Origin of the sequence: Cupriavidus basilensis OR16 (assembly GCF_000243095.1) — a bacterium.
Taxonomy (GTDB): domain Bacteria; phylum Pseudomonadota; class Gammaproteobacteria; order Burkholderiales; family Burkholderiaceae; genus Cupriavidus; species Cupriavidus basilensis_D.
Window position 1 is genome coordinate 49,186 of the sequence record NZ_AHJE01000015.1, and the last position, 17,288, is coordinate 66,473.

The 17,288-nt window shown below is 65.7% G+C and carries 12 protein-coding genes; 2 read left to right on the forward strand and 10 right to left on the reverse strand.

All coding sequences use genetic code 11. The features are described 5' to 3' along the window. Positions 1-14: 14 nt before the first annotated feature. Positions 15-1,349 (reverse strand): cache domain-containing protein, encoded by a 1,335-nt coding sequence (locus tag OR16_RS05515; RefSeq protein WP_006156977.1) that lies wholly within the window; start codon positions 1,347-1,349, stop codon positions 15-17. Between the two features lie 2 nt (positions 1,350-1,351). Then, positions 1,352-2,500: a response regulator gene (locus tag OR16_RS05520; RefSeq protein ID WP_237716939.1), complete on the reverse strand. Its 1,149-nt coding sequence runs from the start codon at positions 2,498-2,500 to the stop codon at positions 1,352-1,354. Between the two features lie 666 nt (positions 2,501-3,166). On the opposite strand from OR16_RS05520, the gene OR16_RS05525 reads away from it, so the two are divergent. After that, the gene (locus OR16_RS05525; protein WP_006156979.1) at positions 3,167-3,586 is read left to right on the forward strand and encodes a hypothetical protein; all 420 of its coding nucleotides are present in this window, start codon (positions 3,167-3,169) and stop codon (positions 3,584-3,586) included. 180 nt (positions 3,587-3,766) lie between these two features. Here OR16_RS05525 and OR16_RS39555 read toward each other — a convergent pair whose 3' ends face one another. The 7 genes from OR16_RS39555 to OR16_RS05555 all read right to left on the reverse strand — a co-directional run bounded on the left by OR16_RS39555 (position 3,767) and on the right by OR16_RS05555 (position 14,366). Continuing rightward, entirely contained in the window at positions 3,767-6,793 is a 3,027-nt protein-coding gene (locus OR16_RS39555; protein WP_237716941.1) for an ATP-binding protein, read from the reverse strand. A 292-nt stretch (positions 6,794-7,085) separates the two neighbouring features. Continuing rightward, entirely contained in the window at positions 7,086-7,703 is a 618-nt protein-coding gene (locus tag OR16_RS05535; RefSeq protein WP_237716940.1) for a response regulator transcription factor, read from the reverse strand. Positions 7,704-8,159: 456 nt separating this feature from the next. Next, positions 8,160-9,797 carry a methyl-accepting chemotaxis protein gene (locus tag OR16_RS05540; protein WP_006156982.1) on the reverse strand — a complete coding sequence of 546 codons (1,638 nt, stop codon included), beginning with the start codon at positions 9,795-9,797 and terminating at the stop codon, positions 8,160-8,162. Positions 9,798-10,134: 337 nt separating this feature from the next. Further along, a complete protein-coding gene (locus tag OR16_RS43960) occupies positions 10,135-10,293 on the reverse strand; it encodes a hypothetical protein (protein WP_158001333.1) in 159 nt (52 codons plus the stop codon). Further along, positions 10,290-11,726 (reverse strand): hypothetical protein, encoded by a 1,437-nt coding sequence (locus OR16_RS05545; RefSeq protein ID WP_006156983.1) that lies wholly within the window; start codon positions 11,724-11,726, stop codon positions 10,290-10,292. Before OR16_RS05545 ends, OR16_RS43960 begins: the two co-directional genes overlap by 4 nt. Continuing rightward, the gene (locus OR16_RS05550) at positions 11,704-12,831 is read right to left on the reverse strand and encodes an ATP-grasp domain-containing protein (protein WP_006156984.1); all 1,128 of its coding nucleotides are present in this window, start codon (positions 12,829-12,831) and stop codon (positions 11,704-11,706) included. The genes OR16_RS05545 and OR16_RS05550 overlap by 23 nt, the downstream gene beginning before the upstream one ends. Then, positions 12,828-14,366, reverse strand: a complete 1,539-nt coding sequence (locus OR16_RS05555) for a pyridoxal phosphate-dependent decarboxylase family protein (protein ID WP_050982895.1) — start codon at positions 14,364-14,366, stop codon at positions 12,828-12,830. Before OR16_RS05555 ends, OR16_RS05550 begins: the two co-directional genes overlap by 4 nt. A 280-nt stretch (positions 14,367-14,646) precedes the next feature. Here OR16_RS05555 and OR16_RS05560 point away from each other — a divergent pair, with 280 nt between their 5' ends. Then, positions 14,647-16,047, forward strand: coding sequence for an MFS transporter (locus OR16_RS05560; protein ID WP_006156986.1), 1,401 nt, complete (start codon positions 14,647-14,649; stop codon positions 16,045-16,047). Between the two features lie 224 nt (positions 16,048-16,271). Here OR16_RS05560 and OR16_RS05565 read toward each other — a convergent pair whose 3' ends face one another. Further along, positions 16,272-17,159: a Bug family tripartite tricarboxylate transporter substrate binding protein gene (locus OR16_RS05565; RefSeq protein WP_006156987.1), complete on the reverse strand. Its 888-nt coding sequence runs from the start codon at positions 17,157-17,159 to the stop codon at positions 16,272-16,274. Positions 17,160-17,288 lie beyond the last annotated feature (129 nt).

Sequence of the window (17,288 nt, forward strand, 5' to 3'; positions counted from 1 at the left end):
CTTGCCCGAGGACATCACGCGCGCCTCCATCTCCCGGCGCGCCCGGGCGGTGTCCGGCCGGTCGCCGAAAACCCAGCCGGCGCGGCCGAGCACCTCCCCCTCGCGCGCGCCCAGCAGCGCCTGCATGGCCGGGTTGAATGCCAGCATGACGTGATGGCGGTCCTTGAGCGACATGATGCGGGCGAGTGCTCGAGCATCGCGCGCATCCTTTCCTGGCTTTCCGCCAGGCGCCTGCCGTCCCGCCTCGCGATCCACGTAGCGGTGCCGATCAACAACAGGATGATGGCAGTCAGTGCCGCCAGTACGTTGCGGGTGAACAGGTACGGGGCGAACGCTTCGCCCATGTCCTGCTCCACGATCAAACCCATCTCCAGGCCGGGGACCCAGATGCCTGCGCCCGCGGCCGGCAGGCCACGGTAATCGGTATAGTCGTAGGCAAGCACCGAGGCATGATCGCGCAGCAAGCGCTCGGCAACCAGGGTCAGCGGGCCGTCCTTGCCCCCGTTCTGACCTGTTTGCCCAGGGACCCGGGCAAACACATTGAGCATGGATGCCGCACCTGGCGCCAGCCGGCCCTTGGCTTCCAGTTCGGGGCCGAAGCGGCTGGGCGACACCAGCCTGCCCTGCGCGTCGATCGCGTAAAGCTCACCGGTGCGGCCGAACTGGCCGGCCGCGATGATCGGCAGCATCACGGCGCCGGGATCCAGCCGCAGGCACAGCACGCCGATGGCGCGTCCCGCGTCCAGCAGCCGCACGCACACCACCTGGAACGGCAGGTCGACCAGCATGCCCCACGGGTCCCGGGTTGGCTTCGGGGCAGGGTAAGGCGGCGAGGCCGCGCTGCCCTCTTGCAGCGCCCGCCGGGCAGCCTGGGAGGGTTCCGGCAAGAGTGCGTGGCCAATGCGGCCTGGCAGCTCCGAGGCCACGACCTTGAGCTCAGGCGTAGCCAGGACATAACCCAGGTAGCCATTGCTCTGGAGGACCGGTGTCGCCCACCGCTCGAACCTGGCCACCGCCTCGCCATCCGGCAACGGCTGGCCTGGCGCCAACAGCAGCGGGCGCGCGAGGCTGAGCGCCTCCGGCAGGTGCGCGATCCGCTCGGCCCGCCGCTGTTGCTCGCCACTCCAGAGCCCAAGCAACCGTGCGTTCGTCGCCAGCATCGACTCCACCCGCGCGCCCAGGTTGGCCCGGTCGTTCTCGTACACCAGTTGGGCGGCGCCGCCGGCGAGCAGGCAGACGGTCACCACCAGCAGCATGGGATAGGTGTAGCGCCGGACACCGGCGCGCGTCGCCGCCCGTGTGCGCCAGGCGGCCAGGAATTTAGAGGCGTAGGCAGATTGGGACATCATGCTCAGGGCGTCACGACGGGATAGCCGTTGGCAGCCACTAATGCCGCCTCGCGCTCATGGTCCGCGGCGGTGTCCGCGTAGCGCTGCGAAATGGCCAGGAACTCAGGCGCGATGGCCAGGAACGCGTCCACCATGTCCGGATCGAAATGACCGCCGCGCCCTTCGCCGATCATCCTGACCGCCTGCTCGTGCGGAAATGCGGGCTTGTAGACGCGCCGGCTGATGAGCGCATCGTAGACGTCGGCGATCGCCATCAGGCGCGCGGAGACGGGAATCGCATCGCCCGACAACCCGTCGGGGTAGCCGCTGCCGTCCCATTTTTCCTGGTGATAGTGCGCAATCTCGCGGGCGTAGCGCAGGAAGGAGTTGGGGGTGCCGCACTGTGCCTCGGCATGCGCGATGGCGTCGCGCCCGAGCGTGGTATGGGTCTTCATGACCTCGAACTCTTCGGCGGTCAGCTTGCCGGGCTTGAGCAGGATGCGATCCGGGATGCCGACCTTGCCGATGTCGTGCAACGGCGCCGACTTGAACAGCAGTTCGATGGTCTCGTCGTTGAGCTCATCGCAAAAGCGGGGATGGTGCCGCAGCGCCTGTGCCAGGCGGCGCACGTAGTGCTGGGTGCGCCGCAGGTGGTTGCCGGTCTCGTTGTCGCGGGTCTCCGCCAGCGATGCCATGGCCATGATGGTGACGTCCTGGATCACGGAGATCTCCCGCAGCCGCCGCTGCACCTCCTGCTCCAGGTAAGCCGACTTGTCCCTGAGGAAATCCCTGGCGTTCTTGAGGGTGAGATGGGTGGCGATGCGTGCGTGCATCACCAACGGGCTGAGCGGCTTCATGATGTAGTCCACCGCGCCGACCTGGAACCCGCGCGTCTCATCGTGCTCGCCGGTACGGGACGTCAGGAAGATGACCGGCACGTCCATGGTGGCCGGGTTGGCCTTGAGCTGGCGGCACGCCTCGTAGCCGTCCATGTCCGGCATCATCACGTCAAGCAGGATCAGGCTTGGCGGCGCCGCCGTGGCGATGCGCACCGCGGCGCTGCCCGAGGTCGCCACCTTCACCCGATAGCGATCCTGAAGCAACGCCGCCATCATCGCGATGTTTTCTGGAAGATCGTCTACCACGAGAATCGTGGGCTGGGCGTCGGACATATCAGAGCGCATGGGGAGATTCAGTTCGGGATACTTGCCGGACAGGCAATTTGACGGCGTTCCGGCGCGCTTCGGAAAACATGCCGTCATATTGCGTTGACATAGCGGATTGCTCGCACCGGGTCGCCTTTCGCCCGGGCTAGGCCACGGATTGCACGGGACGCGACAACCCTAGGTGCATCCCGGCCCCTGTCTTGCCATAACGGACATCTTGCGCCGCAATTCACCCCCTTCTGCGGAGGGGGTCAAGTATTGGCACTCGTGGCCGTTAACGCCGCCGCCGAGCAGACGTGGTAAAAAGCAGGGCAAAAAAAGGCCCACCGAAGTGGGCTTTCCCAAGAGAGACGGACATCGGTCGCATGGCATTGACGCTGACACCCCCGCGATCGCTTCAATGCTCGCCGACTACGCCGCAAGGCGTGTCCGCATTGCCGGCACCGCCACACGGCGCACCGGCATGTCACCCGAACCACAGCGAACGCATGCAGGCATCCAGGCCCGTCTGTCGCTGAATCGAGGCAACGGCGGCATTGTCATGGGTTCCCGCGGCATCGGAAAGAGTACAAATACTCTCCCCCATGCCCTCGGCAACGGATGCGAATACAGGACGCGCAAGCTGAGTACTTCTACTCTTTCGCGGCAGCCATCGCCAAGCCATCATGAGGCATGGAAACGCATCAGCAAACTATTCGCCATACCTTGCGCATCGACCAATGGATGATGGCGGTGGGCAACCAGGAAACCTCGCTGGAGTATGACGACTGGTTAAGCAACGTTCTCAACGGCCTGGCGCCCGGGCTGTCGGAGCACGCCATATCGATAGTGACCCGCGAGGGCAAGACCGAGATCCGGTTCGAACACCGCGCGCGCTATGAGGTCCGTCATCCGAAGATCGGCGTCCGGCGCTTCGTGTGCGCCGTCGATGGCGATGTGACATTGATCGCCTTCGAGCATACGGTCTCCGGTGTGCGCTACCCATGGGTGACGATCGACGGTGCATTCACCCAGGCCGAACTGCTTACGCTCAGGCTCCTGTCCACCGGACTCGACCTGTGTGCTGCCGCGGTCGGCGTGGAGAGCCGCTGAAACGTTGGCGGTTCCGGCGGCCGCTGCGATGGGCGGTCGCCCCGATTTTGTAGTCCAGAGCCCGCTTCGCGCGAGAGGCTTACGAGCATGGCCGATTTTTGCAGGGATACAGCACTCCCCTGTGTCCCCCCCTGCAGATGAAGCGCCAGATTCACGCGCCGGGATGGCTCTGGACTCTTTTTATACCGCGCCCACGGCACAAGCCGAACGCATATTGGCGATCAGCGCCGGGAAGTCCCGGCCCAGCGCGGAGAGCGCCGCGGCATCCGCCCTGCCATCCTGCAAGCCACGGTCCAGCGCCGCGCATGCCCGCGCGAGCTCGGCCGCCCCAAGCATGCCAAGGATGGCCTTCATGCCGTGGACATGCAGGCTTGCCTGGCCAAAGTCGCCGACCCCGATGGCCTCATGGATCCGCATGACCACGTCCGCGCGCTCAGCGCATACACGCCTGGCCAGATTGACATAGAGATCCTCCCGGCCGAACAAGAGCTTGATCCCCGCGGCAGCGTCCAGGCCCGGTATGCCCTTCAGGGCCTGCGTCACCGCTGACGCCGGTGACGTCGCCTGCGCCGTCACCGCCATCATCGTCCCTGCTCCCGCCAAGCCGCGCGCCGCGCCCCTCGGCGCAGCGACGGGCGGTAACCATGCCGCAATGGTGCGGAACATCGCTTCTGCGTCAATCGGCTTTGAAATATGGTCGTTCATCCCGCCCTCGATGCAGCGGATGCGGTCCGCCGACATCACGTCGGCTGTCAGCGCCAGCACCGGCAGGGCCTGCAGGCCCAGGCCATGGCGAATCACGCCGGTGGTCTCGATGCCATCCATGCCCGGCATATGGATATCCATCAGCACGATATCGAATGCGTGTTCCTTGAGCGCCGCCAGCGCCTGCGGACCATCGCCGGCAACGTGCACGTCCATGCCCACCAGTTCGAGAAGGTCGCGCGCGACCTCCTGGTTGATCGCGTTGTCCTCGACCAGCAAGGCCGTGCGCCCGCGCAATGCCTGCCACTCCGGCGCCGCGGGCGCGCGGCAACGAGGCGGCGCCATCGCTGGATGCGAGATCCCGGAGCCAGGCCCGGCCGACCTATCCCCTCGCGCAATCTCCAGCGACACCTCGAACGAGAAGGTACTGCCCACGCCGGCCTGGCTGCGCGCGAAAACGCGCCCCCGCATGAGCTCAGCCAGTTTCCTGCTGATGACCAGCCCTAGCCCCGTGCCTTCAAAGCGGCGGTTCATCGCGCCATCCAGTTGCTGGAACGGCGTGAACAGCAGCGGCAACGCATCCGGCGCAATGCCTACACCCGTGTCCTCGACCTCGAAACACAAGGCGATATCGTTGCCGCGGACGAGCGTTTCCCTGACGCGCAGGAATACCTCACCGTGATCCGTGAACTTCAGCGCGTTGCTCAGGAGATTGATCAGGATCTGCCCGACCCGCTGCGGATCGCCGACAAGGCGCAGCGGAATCGCGGGCGACATGGAAATGGACAAGCTGATGCCCTTGGCTTCCGCCGTTTCCCAGAACAGGCCGGTGACACGGTCCAGCAGGTCAGGCAAGTAGAACTCGCGCGCGTCGATGGTGAGCCTTTCCGCCTCGATCTTCGAGAAATCCAGGATATCGTTGACGATCTCCAGCAAGTGTTCGGCGGACGTGCCGATGCGCTCCAGATAGCGGTCCAGCTTGTCCGCGCGCTCCCGGTTCAGCGCCAGGTGCGACATGCCGATGATGGCGTTCAGCGGCGTCCTGATCTCGTGGCTCATATTGGCCAGGAACTTCGCCTTGGCGCGCGCAGCCGCCACAGCCGCCTCGCGGGCCGCCGTCAGCTGCAGCGTTCGCTCTTCGACGCGTGCTTCCAGCGTGTCAGTCAGCAGCTCCAGGGCCTGCCGGGTGCGCTCCTGCTCGGTGATATCGGCGACCACCGTACCGACGCCGATGATGCCCGTATCGTCCGGCCCGGGCACCGGGAACTTGACCACGCGGAAGATGCGCTCTTCGCCGTCACGCGGGCTGGTCGTATGCACCTGGTTTTGGGGTAATCCGCTGGCCAATACCCGCTCGTGCATATCGCGGCTGATCTGTGCGATGCGGCGATTCGGGATGATGTCCCAGACGCGGCATCCCACGGCAACGCCTGGCGCCACCCCGATGCCTTGCTCGTAAGCGCGATTGGCCATGATGCCCACGCCCTTGGGGTTCATGTAGGCCAGCCCGGTCGGCACATGCTCGCGGAATGCGCGCATGCGCTCCTCGTTCTCGGACGCGCCGCGGCGCGCGCGCCACTGGAACACCGCCAGCGCGAGGATCAGGCCGATCGCGATCGCGGCGAGGCTCGCGATCGCGGTGCGGACCAGGAAGTACGACTGATAGGCTTCGTCAACCTGTAGCTCGACGACCAGCCCCATGTCCTGGCTCGCCAGCCATCGGCCAGCCCCGATGACCTTGTGCCCGTCATGGCCATCATAGCCATCGACGGCCACCACCTCCTCGCCTCTGTCCGCCAGCAGCCGCGACGCAAGTTGAGTCGGGGCGTCGCCAGCGCCGCCGCGCACCGGCGCATCGCCGGCAGGCCGCACGCCTGGCACTCTCGCCCACAGCGCCCCGGCGTCCTCCGGCCGCGCACGATCCGGCGCCGCACGGCGCTCCGAGGCGCGGGTCGGGGAGAGAATGCGCGCGGAGGAATCGATCGCGTAAGCCTCGCCCGTTTCGCCTATCCGGCCCGCCTTGAGAATCTTGAATAGCCTCACATAGGGATCGACGCGCAGGCACAGGAAGCCAGCAATCCGTCCGTCCGCATCGATACGCGCGCACGCAAGCTGATAGAACATCCCGGCCGGCTGCTCGACGCCCTGGAGCATGAGCGGCCGCGTCGAGACCGTGGGCGGCGAGATGGCAAATCCAAGCGCCTGCGCCCCCCGCAGCGTCCGTTTGGTCTGCTCGGTCAGGTTCGAGGTGTTGGCATAGCGCGGGCTGCTCGCCGCGATAATGGTGTTGTCCGGCCGGATCAGGGCATAGCCGTCGAAGCCCCGGCTCCGGTAGATCGGCAGGATCCACTGATCGAATTCCGTCTGCAAATCGGGGCGGCCGGGATCTGCCAGGATACGTTTCACCAGTTTTATCAGGGCAGGATTCTCGACAATGGTCCCGACTCGCCCCGCCGAATCCTCTCCCATCGTCCAGTTCAGGTCCGACATCGCCTGCAGCACGGATTTCAAGCGGCTTTCGGCACTCCGGTGAAATTGCTTTTCGAGGCCCCGGAGCACCTCATGGCTCGAGACCAGCAGCAATACAACGGCGACCGCCGCCATGATGAGATTCAGGCGGACCTCTCTCCCGCTTGGCCCTCGCAAACTCCTGAAGTAACGCTTGATCATGATTTCCTGCGACGGGTCGCGGCTTATGAAAGGCGAAGCGGCGTTCCTGCCCGGTGCCGGCAGCAAACGAGACCTCGATTTCCGGGTTTCGCGACGTCTTTTATTGACGCTCTGGCAGGATGGATCAATCGAGAAGCAGCGTTGTCAATTCAATCGCTGATTTGACCTGCAGCTTCTCCATCAGGTGCGCGCGGTGATTTTCCACGGTGCGGGTGCTGATTCCCAGTTCCCCGGCGATCGCTTTGCTGGTCTTGCCGGTGGTGACGTGCCAGGCAACTACCCGCTCCTTCGGGGTCAGGAGTGCAAGGCGCGAGCTTTTGTCGGCCGAGGCCAGCTGCTGCTCGTGCATCTGGCGGCTGCGTTCCAGCGCGCCCCGCACTTTTTGCATCAGCATTGCGCCGTCGACGGGCTTCACCAGGAAATCGAGCGCGCCCGCCTTCATCGCCTTGACCACCGAAGGGACCTCGGAGTAAGCGGAAACAAAGATGGTGGGCGGAAAAACACCCATGCCGACCAGCGCACCCTGCATCTGCAGGCCGCACATCCCCGGCATGCGCAGATCGCAGACCAGGCATTCAACCGGCGCCGGCCGGTACGATTCGACAAACGCGCGAGCGCTAACGAATGTCCTTATGTCGGCGCCAAGGCCACGAAGCAACTCATGGTATGTCCAGAGCACAATCTCATCGTCGTCAACTAGATAGATTACGGGTCGCTCAACTACCACGGCGTACGTCTCCAATTCCTGGCTCCCCGCGACCGAATGTCGGTCTGCACGCACGTTCACATACTGCGCGATGGGGTCGATACAGCCAATGGGGCCAATGGGGCCAATGGGGCCAACCGGACCAATGGGCTCCCGACACGCCCTGCGCCCACCGGCACAGTAAGCCATCATGATGGCAAAGTTGGAATTGGGTTATCCCCGGAGTCGCTAAAAAAAAGAACCTTAAGTTTCTCAATTTATGCACTAGTTTTTTAAGAAGAAACTTAATAGCGCAACCCTCCATAACGCGCGGCGCTCGGAATGTGCTGCTTTGTGCTCCGCCATATTCTGCGCCATAATTACTATTAAATAAAATTACAATAAAACAAATACGATAATAATATTAGTATTATTTAAATGTCCGAGCGGCACCCCGGATTCATCCGGGGTGCCGGCCCAGGCCAGCCACATTGCGGGATCGCAGGCGTGCGATCAGGCCGCAGCGGTGGCGTGCTGGCTACGTGCATCCCGGTGGCTCGCCAGTGCTTGCGGCCGCCCGGCGCCGCCCGCCCCGGGCAGGCGGAAGAATGCCACCACCTCGTTGAGTTCCCTGCCCTGCTCCTCCAGCGCGCGCGACGCGCTGGCGGCTTGCTCCACCATGGCAGCGTTCTGCTGGGTCACCTGGTCCATCTGCGAGATCGCCTGGTTCACCTGCTCGATGCCGCGGCTCTGCTCCATCGACGCGCTGGCAATGTCCTCGACGATACTGCTCACGCGCGCCACGGCCTTGGTCACCGAGTCCATGGTCTGCCCGGCTTCGCCCGCCAGCGTGGAGCCGTCCTGGATCTGCTTGAGCGAGCCCGCGATCAGCTCCTTGATCTCCTTGGCGGCGCTTGACGAGCGCTGCGCCAGGCTGCGCACCTCGCTGGCCACCACGGCAAAGCCACGGCCTTGCTCGCCGGCACGGGCGGCTTCCACCGCGGCGTTGAGCGCGAGGATATTGGTCTGGAAGGCGATGCCTTCGATCATGCCGGTGATGTCGGCAATCTTAGTGGAGCTGGCGCTGATGCCGTGCATCGTATCGACCACGCGGCCAACCGCCGTGCTGCCGCTCTGCGCGATATCGGCGGCCTCCCGGGCCAGCTCGTTGGCCTGTTTGGCGCTCTCGCTGCTCAGGCGTACCGTGGTGGTCAGCTCTTCCATGCTGGCCGCGGTCTCCTCCAGCGAGGCCGCCTGCTCTTCGGTGCGCTGGCTCAGGTCCGCATTGCCCGCAGCGATCTCCGCCGATGCCCCGGCGATGCTTGCGCTGCTCTGGCGCACGCGGGACACGATCTCGGTCAGGCGTTCGTTCATGTCACGCAAGGCCGCCAGCAAGCGGCCGGTCTCGTCCCGCGCCACTACGGCGATCCGGCTGCTCAGGTCGCCGCGCGCTACCGTTTGCGCCACCTCGACGGCCGTTTGCATGGGCCGGGTGATGGAGCGCGTGATCAGTAACCCACCCACCGCGGCCAGCATCACGGCGGCGATGGAAATCACGATCAGCAGGTTGCGCTCGGCGACGTAGTTGTCCTCGAGCTTGCGCACCGTATCGAGCTGGCGCGCATTGGTGAACTCGGTATAGGCGTCGGTCGCCTTGACCAGCGCCGCCAGCAAGGGGCGGCATTCCTCGTTCATCTTGACGATGGCCTCGTCGTGCTTGGCGGCAAGCGCGAGTTCGACGATGGCGATGGCCACGGGACCATAGCGCGACTCCACGTGGTCGATCTCGCGCACCAGGTTGCGCGCGGCCTCACTGGCGTCGCTGTTGCCCGACACCATGTCCTTGAGCTTTCCCAGCCGTGCCTGCACATCGTCATGCGCGCGCAGCGCTGCAGCCTTTTCCACGGCTACGTCCTCGGGCTTGCTGACAAGCACCAGGTTGCGCGCCGCGATGGCGCGGCGGTCGACGGCGGTGCGTACCTGCGCGGCGACTTCAGCGCGCGCGTTGATGCCATGGAGGTAGCCGGAAAAGCCCTCCGTGGCCTGGCTCAGCGCGTGTAGCGACAAAGCGGAGATGAATATTGCGATAAACGCTAGCAGGCTAAAGCTCAGCAGGAGCTTGCCCTTGATGGTCAGGCTTTTGAAGTTCACGTCTTACTCCCCTTGTCCCGTCGGGACGTTGGCGCTGCGAAATGGTCCATGGGTCATGGTTTGAATCGCCAAGGCGAACCGTTGCGCTGCAATCCCGCTCCCGCTTTTTATATGTGATGACTTAGGCGCCCGTCTTCGCGTCGCGCTCTATTGTTATGGCTTAAACAGCACAATTCCAGGTACATTCAGAACCACGCTTGAGAATGGCTAACGGCAAGAAGTCGGAAGATGCCCCCCCTCCTGGAGAGGGGGCAGGTTTTATGGATTTCGGCGCAAGCGCAAAACATGACGTAAGCGTCGCTCGCGTTGCGCGAGCGGGCATGAACAGCTTCAGCGCTTAAGACAATGCCGTATCCAGCACCGTCGCAGCACTGACGCCGCGCGAGGGGCTATGCACCAGAGCGGAAACCATATCCAGGCAAGCCATGGCCTGGCCGACGATGTGCTGCTCGTGATCAAAGCCGCGCGCGGCCTGGACCACCAGCCTGGCGCTCATGCACAGCCGCAAGGCACTGACCGGGACGCCAGCCCTGTAGCCGCTGTCCACAGGCTGGCCAAGCTGGTATGCCACGGCGCCGGCGGCGCCCGCGGGCACCTAGCGCCCGCGGGCACCTGCACCCGGCGAAAGATGGCAGCCGTCTCGTCCCGGCTGAGCGCAACCCTGCCGCCCCCGGGCTGGCACCGGTACAGCAGGAAGGGATGGATGGTCTGGATCTCGTCCCAGCTGGACGAGGCGTTCAGCGCGGCGCGGTCCAGCGCCGGTACCGTCAGCGCGGCAAAAGCCGGATCACGGCCCAGCCTTTGCTGGACGGCATCGGCAAAGCACCGCAGAATGCCCGCCGCTTGCGCGGCGGGCACAGCAAGAAATGCGCGCAATTCGTGGATCGCGGCCTGCCAGCGCAGCAGCAAGCCGAAGTTCGCATAGGTGCCAAGCGCTTGCGCGCTTGCCCAGCCTTGCGGCCACTCCTCGCGCGCGGAGTACAGGCGCAGCTCCGCCGGAACGCCACGCTCGCGCAGCGTCTTGCCGAGCGCCGCCGGCAACAGCAAGGCGCCGGAAAACGATGGCCCGGTCACAAACTTGGAGCCGGTCAGCGCCACCATGCAGCCACTGCGCAAGTAGGCCCGGAGGGTGCCCGGCTCAATGCGGAACTGGCAGGCGTCGACCAGGACCTGCACCGCCAAGGGCCAGCGGCGATGCAGCGCCGTCACGCAAGCGATGCTCGGCGCGATGCATCCGGTCTTGGAGACATCGATCAGCACCAGCAGCACCTGGCGCCCGTCTTGCACGGCCTGGCTGACGCGCGCTTCGATTTGCGCATCGACCGCGCTCGCATCGCGCAAGCTGCCGTCCGCGTTACGGATCGGCACATCGAGGATGTCGCTAGCGCATGCCTGGCTCAGGGACTCGCCCGGGATGGTGGTACGTCCCAGTGCGTTGTACGTGCTGAAGTGGCGCCCGGCGAGCGCAGCGGCCACGCCGCTGCCGCTCTCGGCCTCGCCGGCCAGGATCACCAGCGGCCGGCCCGGGACGCCCGCATCGCTGCCAGCCCCATCGGCCGCTACCCGCGCGGCAACGCGCGCCGCGAGCAGGTGCACGTCCGTGCCGGATGCCGAGAAGACAAGCCCGGTGCCAGGCGCATCGCCGATGCCGCACAGCGCCAGCAACTCGCCGCGCAGCCGCTCCAGTTCGCGGCAATACAGCTCGGCCGCGCTCTCGCGCGGCAGCGCCGCGGCAAGCCGGTTGCGCAGCGCGTCCGCCACGGCGAACGCCGCTGGTGAAATCCCCGAGGACGTGGAAGAGCCAAAGGGAACCAGCCCCGTTGCGGCGAGCGGCTGGCAACCATACTTGTTACAGCCGGTCGCCGGATCCAGCGCGATGCGGTGGTCCCCGCCGCTGACCAGCAGGTCAGCCGTCGATGGCAGCGGCATCGGGGGCGTGTGCCTGCCCGGCATGGCCGGCCTGGCTAGCGTTGATCAGCATGGTCCGGAACGCAGCGAAGATCTTGTGCATCTGCGGCTGCTTGTACGGGTACAGGTCGACCGGATCGATATCGTGCACCACCATCGCCGTATCGGCCTCGAACACCAGCAACTCGCCATCCGCCGTCTCGGCGCAATCCAGGCCCACGTAGTCAAGGCCCAGCCGCTCCTGGATCTGCGCGAGGGCATCTTTGTGGCGCAGCGCGAAGGCGTCGTCGAAATCGCGCATGATGGCCGCTTCCTCGTCCCGCTTGGCCGCGCTCTCGGCCATGCCGGCATTGAGATAGTGGATCATCCAGTGCGCCGAGATACCAACGTGGCACACATAGGGGCGCCCTTCGATCAGGACCAGCCGGTATTTGCGGAACTGGCCATCCGCGCCCCGGTAGTCGATGAAGCAAGAGACATAGAAGGCCGGCTCGTCCGTCTGCGCCAGGTAGCCGGCGAGTTCGGCCGCGTCGCCGATCTTCTCCAGGCCCTTGCCGGCATGCGAGCCGAGCGGCCTGACGATGATCGGGAAGGCGCCTTCGCCCAGCACCGACGAGATCGCGGCCTGCCCGCTGGCGATGCCGGCCAGTACCTGGCGCTCCACGCGCAGCGTCGGCGGCATGCATACGCCCAGCACGTCGTGCTCCGGCACGGCTTGCGGCAGCGGGTTTTCCGGCGTGACGTAGAGCGCGTCGAGGGCCACGTCGGAGTTGCCCAGCAAGCACTCCAGCGGCGTGTTGGCCATCAGGTCGCCCGAGACCATGATGGCCAGCACGCGCAGGCGGGCCTGGCCATCATGCAGGGTCGGCAAGTGATAGAGCTGGCGCGCCTGCAGCGCCTCGGCCTGGATGGTCATGGCCAGCGCGTGATCGCCGATCAGCTGCAGGACCAGCGAGAGATCCATCAACGCGTTGGCATCGTCCGGCTGCGACTGCAGGTGGTTGATCAGTTCGGCGCCGAGCGGGCGCAGGTCCTCGTTCTGATGTGCCGCCCGCAGCAGGTGGCGCAGGCCGATCAGCGTGCCAGGGGCCGGCGTCGTGGTGGCGGGATCAAAGATTGCGTTCATTGTGGTAGGGCGCTGGCTTCGGGGACGGGGACGGGTAATGTGGCGCTCAGCGACCGGCCGAGAGCGAGGGTAGCGTTCAGCAGGGCTTCGATATCCTGCGAGGCGCTGCGATGATTGAACAGGGCTACGCGGATCGCGAAGCGGCCGTCGAGCACGGTCGACGACGGCGCGGCGAGGCCGGACTCCTGCAGGGCGACGACGAGATCGCGGTTGACCTGTTCCATGGCGCGGCTGGCATCGGATCCGCCCTCGGCGCCGGCGCCGGTGAAGCGGAAGCAAACGATATTGAGCGATACCGGCGCCAGCAGCTCGAGCTCAGGCTCGGACTCGATGCGCCGCGCGAGTTCCTGTGCCAGCCTGCAGGTGTGGGCGATCATGCCGCCAAGCCGCTCGGTGCCGTAGACCTTGATCGTGAACCAGGTCTTCAGCGCGCGGAAGCCGCGCGACAGGTCCGGCCCGAAATCACAGGGCCAGGGGGAGCCGGCAGCCATGCCGCGCTCGCCGCGGCTGAGATACGTGCCCTCGTGGGTGGCAAAGGTGCGCAGGTGCAGCTGCCGGTCGCGGACCACGAAGAAGCCGGCGTCGTAGGGCACCTGCAGCCATTTGTGAAAATCGAAGGCGATCGAGTCCGCCTGCTCGATGCCGCGCAGGCGCGGCGCCAGTTGAGGGCACAGCATGGCCAGGGCGCCGAAGGCGCCGTCGACGTGAAAGTGCAGTCGCTCCCGGCGGGCAATGCGCGCGATCTCGGCCAGGTCGTCGATGGCGCCCGTATCCACGGTGCCCGCGGTGCCCACCACCAGAAATGGCTGGAAGCCGGCAGCGCGATCGACCGCAATGGCGGCGGCAAGGCACGCCACGTCCATGCGCCCCATCTCGTCCACGGGAATCGAGCGCAGATTGTCCTTGCCGAGGCCGGCCAGGTCCATGCCTTGGGCGATGCAGCCATGCGCCCGGGTGGAGGTGTACGCCGTCAGGCGCCGCGAGGCCTGCGCCATGCCGGTTGACCGTACCTCGGCCCCGAGCGCGCGGGTCCGGGCGACCAGCACGCCCGACAGGTTGGCCATGGAGGAGCCGGTCAGGAACAGGCCGCTGGCATCGTCGGGAAAGCCAAACAGCTCGATCACCCAGCGCAGCACCTGCCACTCCACCTCAACCGGGATATGGTCGCGGCCACCCAGGTTGGCATTGAGCCCGGCCGCGAGCATCTCCGCCAGCATCCCGACCGGTGTGCCGCCGCCATGCACCCAGCCCATGAAGCCGGGGTGCGCATTGCCCACGGCGAACGGCAGGATGCTGTCCATGAAAGTCTCATGCACCTGATCCAGCCCGCTGCCCTCGCGCGGCAGGGGCTCGCGAAAGCGAGCGCGCACCGTGTCGGGAATCGGCTGCCAGACCGGGCGCGCGCGGATGCCCTCGAGGTGGTCCAGCATATCGTCGAGCATGCTGTGCCCCTGCGCCCTCAGCGCGCTCCAGTCGACGGGGTCAAGGCTGGTGGGGACTGGCTGCCAGTTGCCCTGGGTGGTAGGTGTTGACATGGCTAATGGCGGTCCGGAAAACGCTGCGTCCCCAAGGCAGGCGCTGTTCGCGACCTGGTCTGCGGGACATCGTGCCGGGGATCATAGCGCCGGGCCAGCCGGGCATTTGGTGGAGGACGGCGGGTTTTCCGCCCTATTTCTCTGCGACCGAAAAACAACACTGCCGGCGCTGCCTTACCACATTCCGATCATTTGCAAGCGCCGCGCCGCGCGACGATAATTGTGTCGTCAAGCATCTCAAGTATTGCTCGCGCCACTCCTTCAGCAGCCGCCCTCCCTCATGCAGCCACACCAAGGCCTACCCTATCCCCAACGTTCCTGGGCCATCCTCACTGTGTTCTGCGGCCTGATCATGGCCGTGCTCGATGGCTCGATCGCCAATATCGCGCTGCCCTCGATCTCGCGCGAGCTGGCGGCGGACCCGTCCAGCACCATCTGGGTGGTCAACGCCTACCAGCTCACCGTCACGGTGTGCCTGCTGCCGCTGTCCTCGCTGGGCGACATCCTTGGCTACAAGCGCGTGTACCGCGGCGGCCTGGCGATCTTCCTGGTGGGCTCGCTGTTGTGCGCGCTGTCGCCCAACCTGCCGGTGCTGGTGGCCGCGCGGGTGCTGCAGGGCATCGGCGGCGCCGGCATCATGAGCGTGAACACGGCGCTGGTGCGCTTTATCTATCCGCCCACCAAGCTGGGCCGGGGCATCGGGCTGAACGCGCTGGTGGTGGGCATCACCATTGCGGTGGGGCCCTCGGTGGGCGCGCTGATCCTGTCGGTGGCAAGCTGGCCGTGGCTGTTCGCCATCAACGTGCCGGTGGCGATCTTCGCGCTGGCGCTGGCCCGCACCGCGCTGCCGGCGACCCCGCCCCAGCCGCGCAGCTTCGACTATCGCAGCGCGTTGCTCTCGGCCGTGGTCTTTGCCTTGTTCATCCTGGGCGTGGACGGCGCGGGCCACGCGCAATGGCGCCCCGCCGCCGCGGCCGGGCTGGTGGTGGCAGCGTTGCTGGGATGGTGGCTGGTACGCATGCAGCGCGACAAGCACGCGCCGCTGGTGCCGGTGGACCTGTTCGCCAGCCGCGCCTTCACGCTGGCGGTGGGCACGTCCTTCTGCTCCTTCATGGCGCAGATGCTGGCCTTCGTGGCGCTGCCCTTCTACCTGGAATACCAGCTTGGCCGCTCGCTGCACGAGACCGGGCTGCTGATCACGCCGTGGCCGCTGATGGTGGCCATCATGGCGCCGGTATCGGGACGCCTGTCCGATCGCTATCCCGCCAGCATCCTGGCCGGCATCGGCCTGGCCTTGCTCGGCAGCGGGCTGATCGGCCTGGCGACGCTTGGGCCGCAAGCCTCGAGCTTTGCCGTGTGCTGGCGCATGGCCATGTGCGGATTGGGATTCGGGTTATTCCAGTCGCCGAACAACCGCGCGATGATTGGCGCTACGCCGCCGGTGCGCAGTGGGGGAGCCAGCGGAGCGCAGGCCACAACGCGGCTGCTGGGGCAGACTACCGGGACGGCTGTTGTGGCGTTGTTGTTCAGTGTTGATGCCAGTGGGGCGGCTCGGGTGGCGCTTTTTGTTGCCGCGGGGGTGGCTCTTGTGGGGGCGGTGGTTAGTTTTAGTCGGTTGCGCAGTGGGAGTGGGCCTGCGGTGCGGGTGGGGGTGGCGGTGGCGGCTGAGGCGGATTTGTGATTTTTTGATGGGCGTTGGTTTTTGGACCCAAGGGCAGAACCGTTGGCTCTTGTCCAAGCTTTGGGTTTGGTTGCTACGGCGTTGGTTTTGGGACCCAAGAGCCATACGACATCCCCCTGCGGGGGGGATGTCGTATGGCTCTTGGGTCCCAAAACCAACGCCGCAAAAACAAGCAGCAAACAGCCCCCGCACACAGGCACTTGGTCCCAAAAGCCAACACCCCTTTACTCCGCCTTAGCCCCCGAATCCCTCACCACCTTCGCCCACTTAGCAATCTCAACCTTCTGATACCCCGCCAACTTCTCCGGCGTACCAAGAATAGGATCCAGTCCCAAGGTCTTAAGCTTGGCCTGCACATCGGGAAGCTGGTAAATCCGGTTGAGCTCGGTGTTCAACTTGGCAATCACATCCTTGGGCGTATTCGCCGGCGCAAAAATCGCAAACCACGAATCCGCGTCAAACCCGGGCAGCCCCTGCTCTGCCAGCGTAGGAATATCCGGCGCCGAGTGCGAGCGTTTCGCGCTGGTCACGCCTAGCGCCCGCACCTTGCCCTCCTTGATCACCGGCAACGCCGACGGCAGGTTGTCGAACATCATGCTGATATGGCCGCCGAGCAGATCCGGAATGGCCATGGCGCGGCCCTTGTAGGGCACGTGGGTGAGCTTGACCCCGGCCAGGGCGTTGAACATCTCGCCCGCCACGTGCGGCGAGGTGCCGATGCCGGGCGTGCCGAACGTCAGCGCGCCCGGCTTGGCCTTGGCCAGCGCGATCAGCTCCGCCACGTTCTTGGCCGGCACCGAGGGGTTGACCACCAGCACGTTGGGCGTGGAGGCGACCAGGCCCAGCGTGTAGCCATCCGGCGCGGCATGCGCGACGGCTTCGGCGCCGATGTTGCCGCCCGCGCCCGGCTTGTTGTCCACCACCACGGGCTGGCCCCACGAGGGCGAGATTTTCTCGGAGAAGATGCGCGCCAAGATGTCAGGCGCGCCGCCACTGGGAAAGCCCACCACCATCCGGATGGGCTTGGAGGGATAGGTGTCGGCCTGGGCCGAGGGCACGGCGAAGGCGGCGCAGGCGGCCAGGACGGCGGCTGCGAAAGGTTTGCAACGCATGGTGTGTCTCCCGATGATCGGTTTTATTCTGGTGTCGGACTGATCGTGCACGCTGCCGGCGTTAAGGCGTTAAGGCGTTAAGGCGTTAAGGCGTTAAGGCGTTAGGGCGTTAGGGCATTAAGGCGTCAA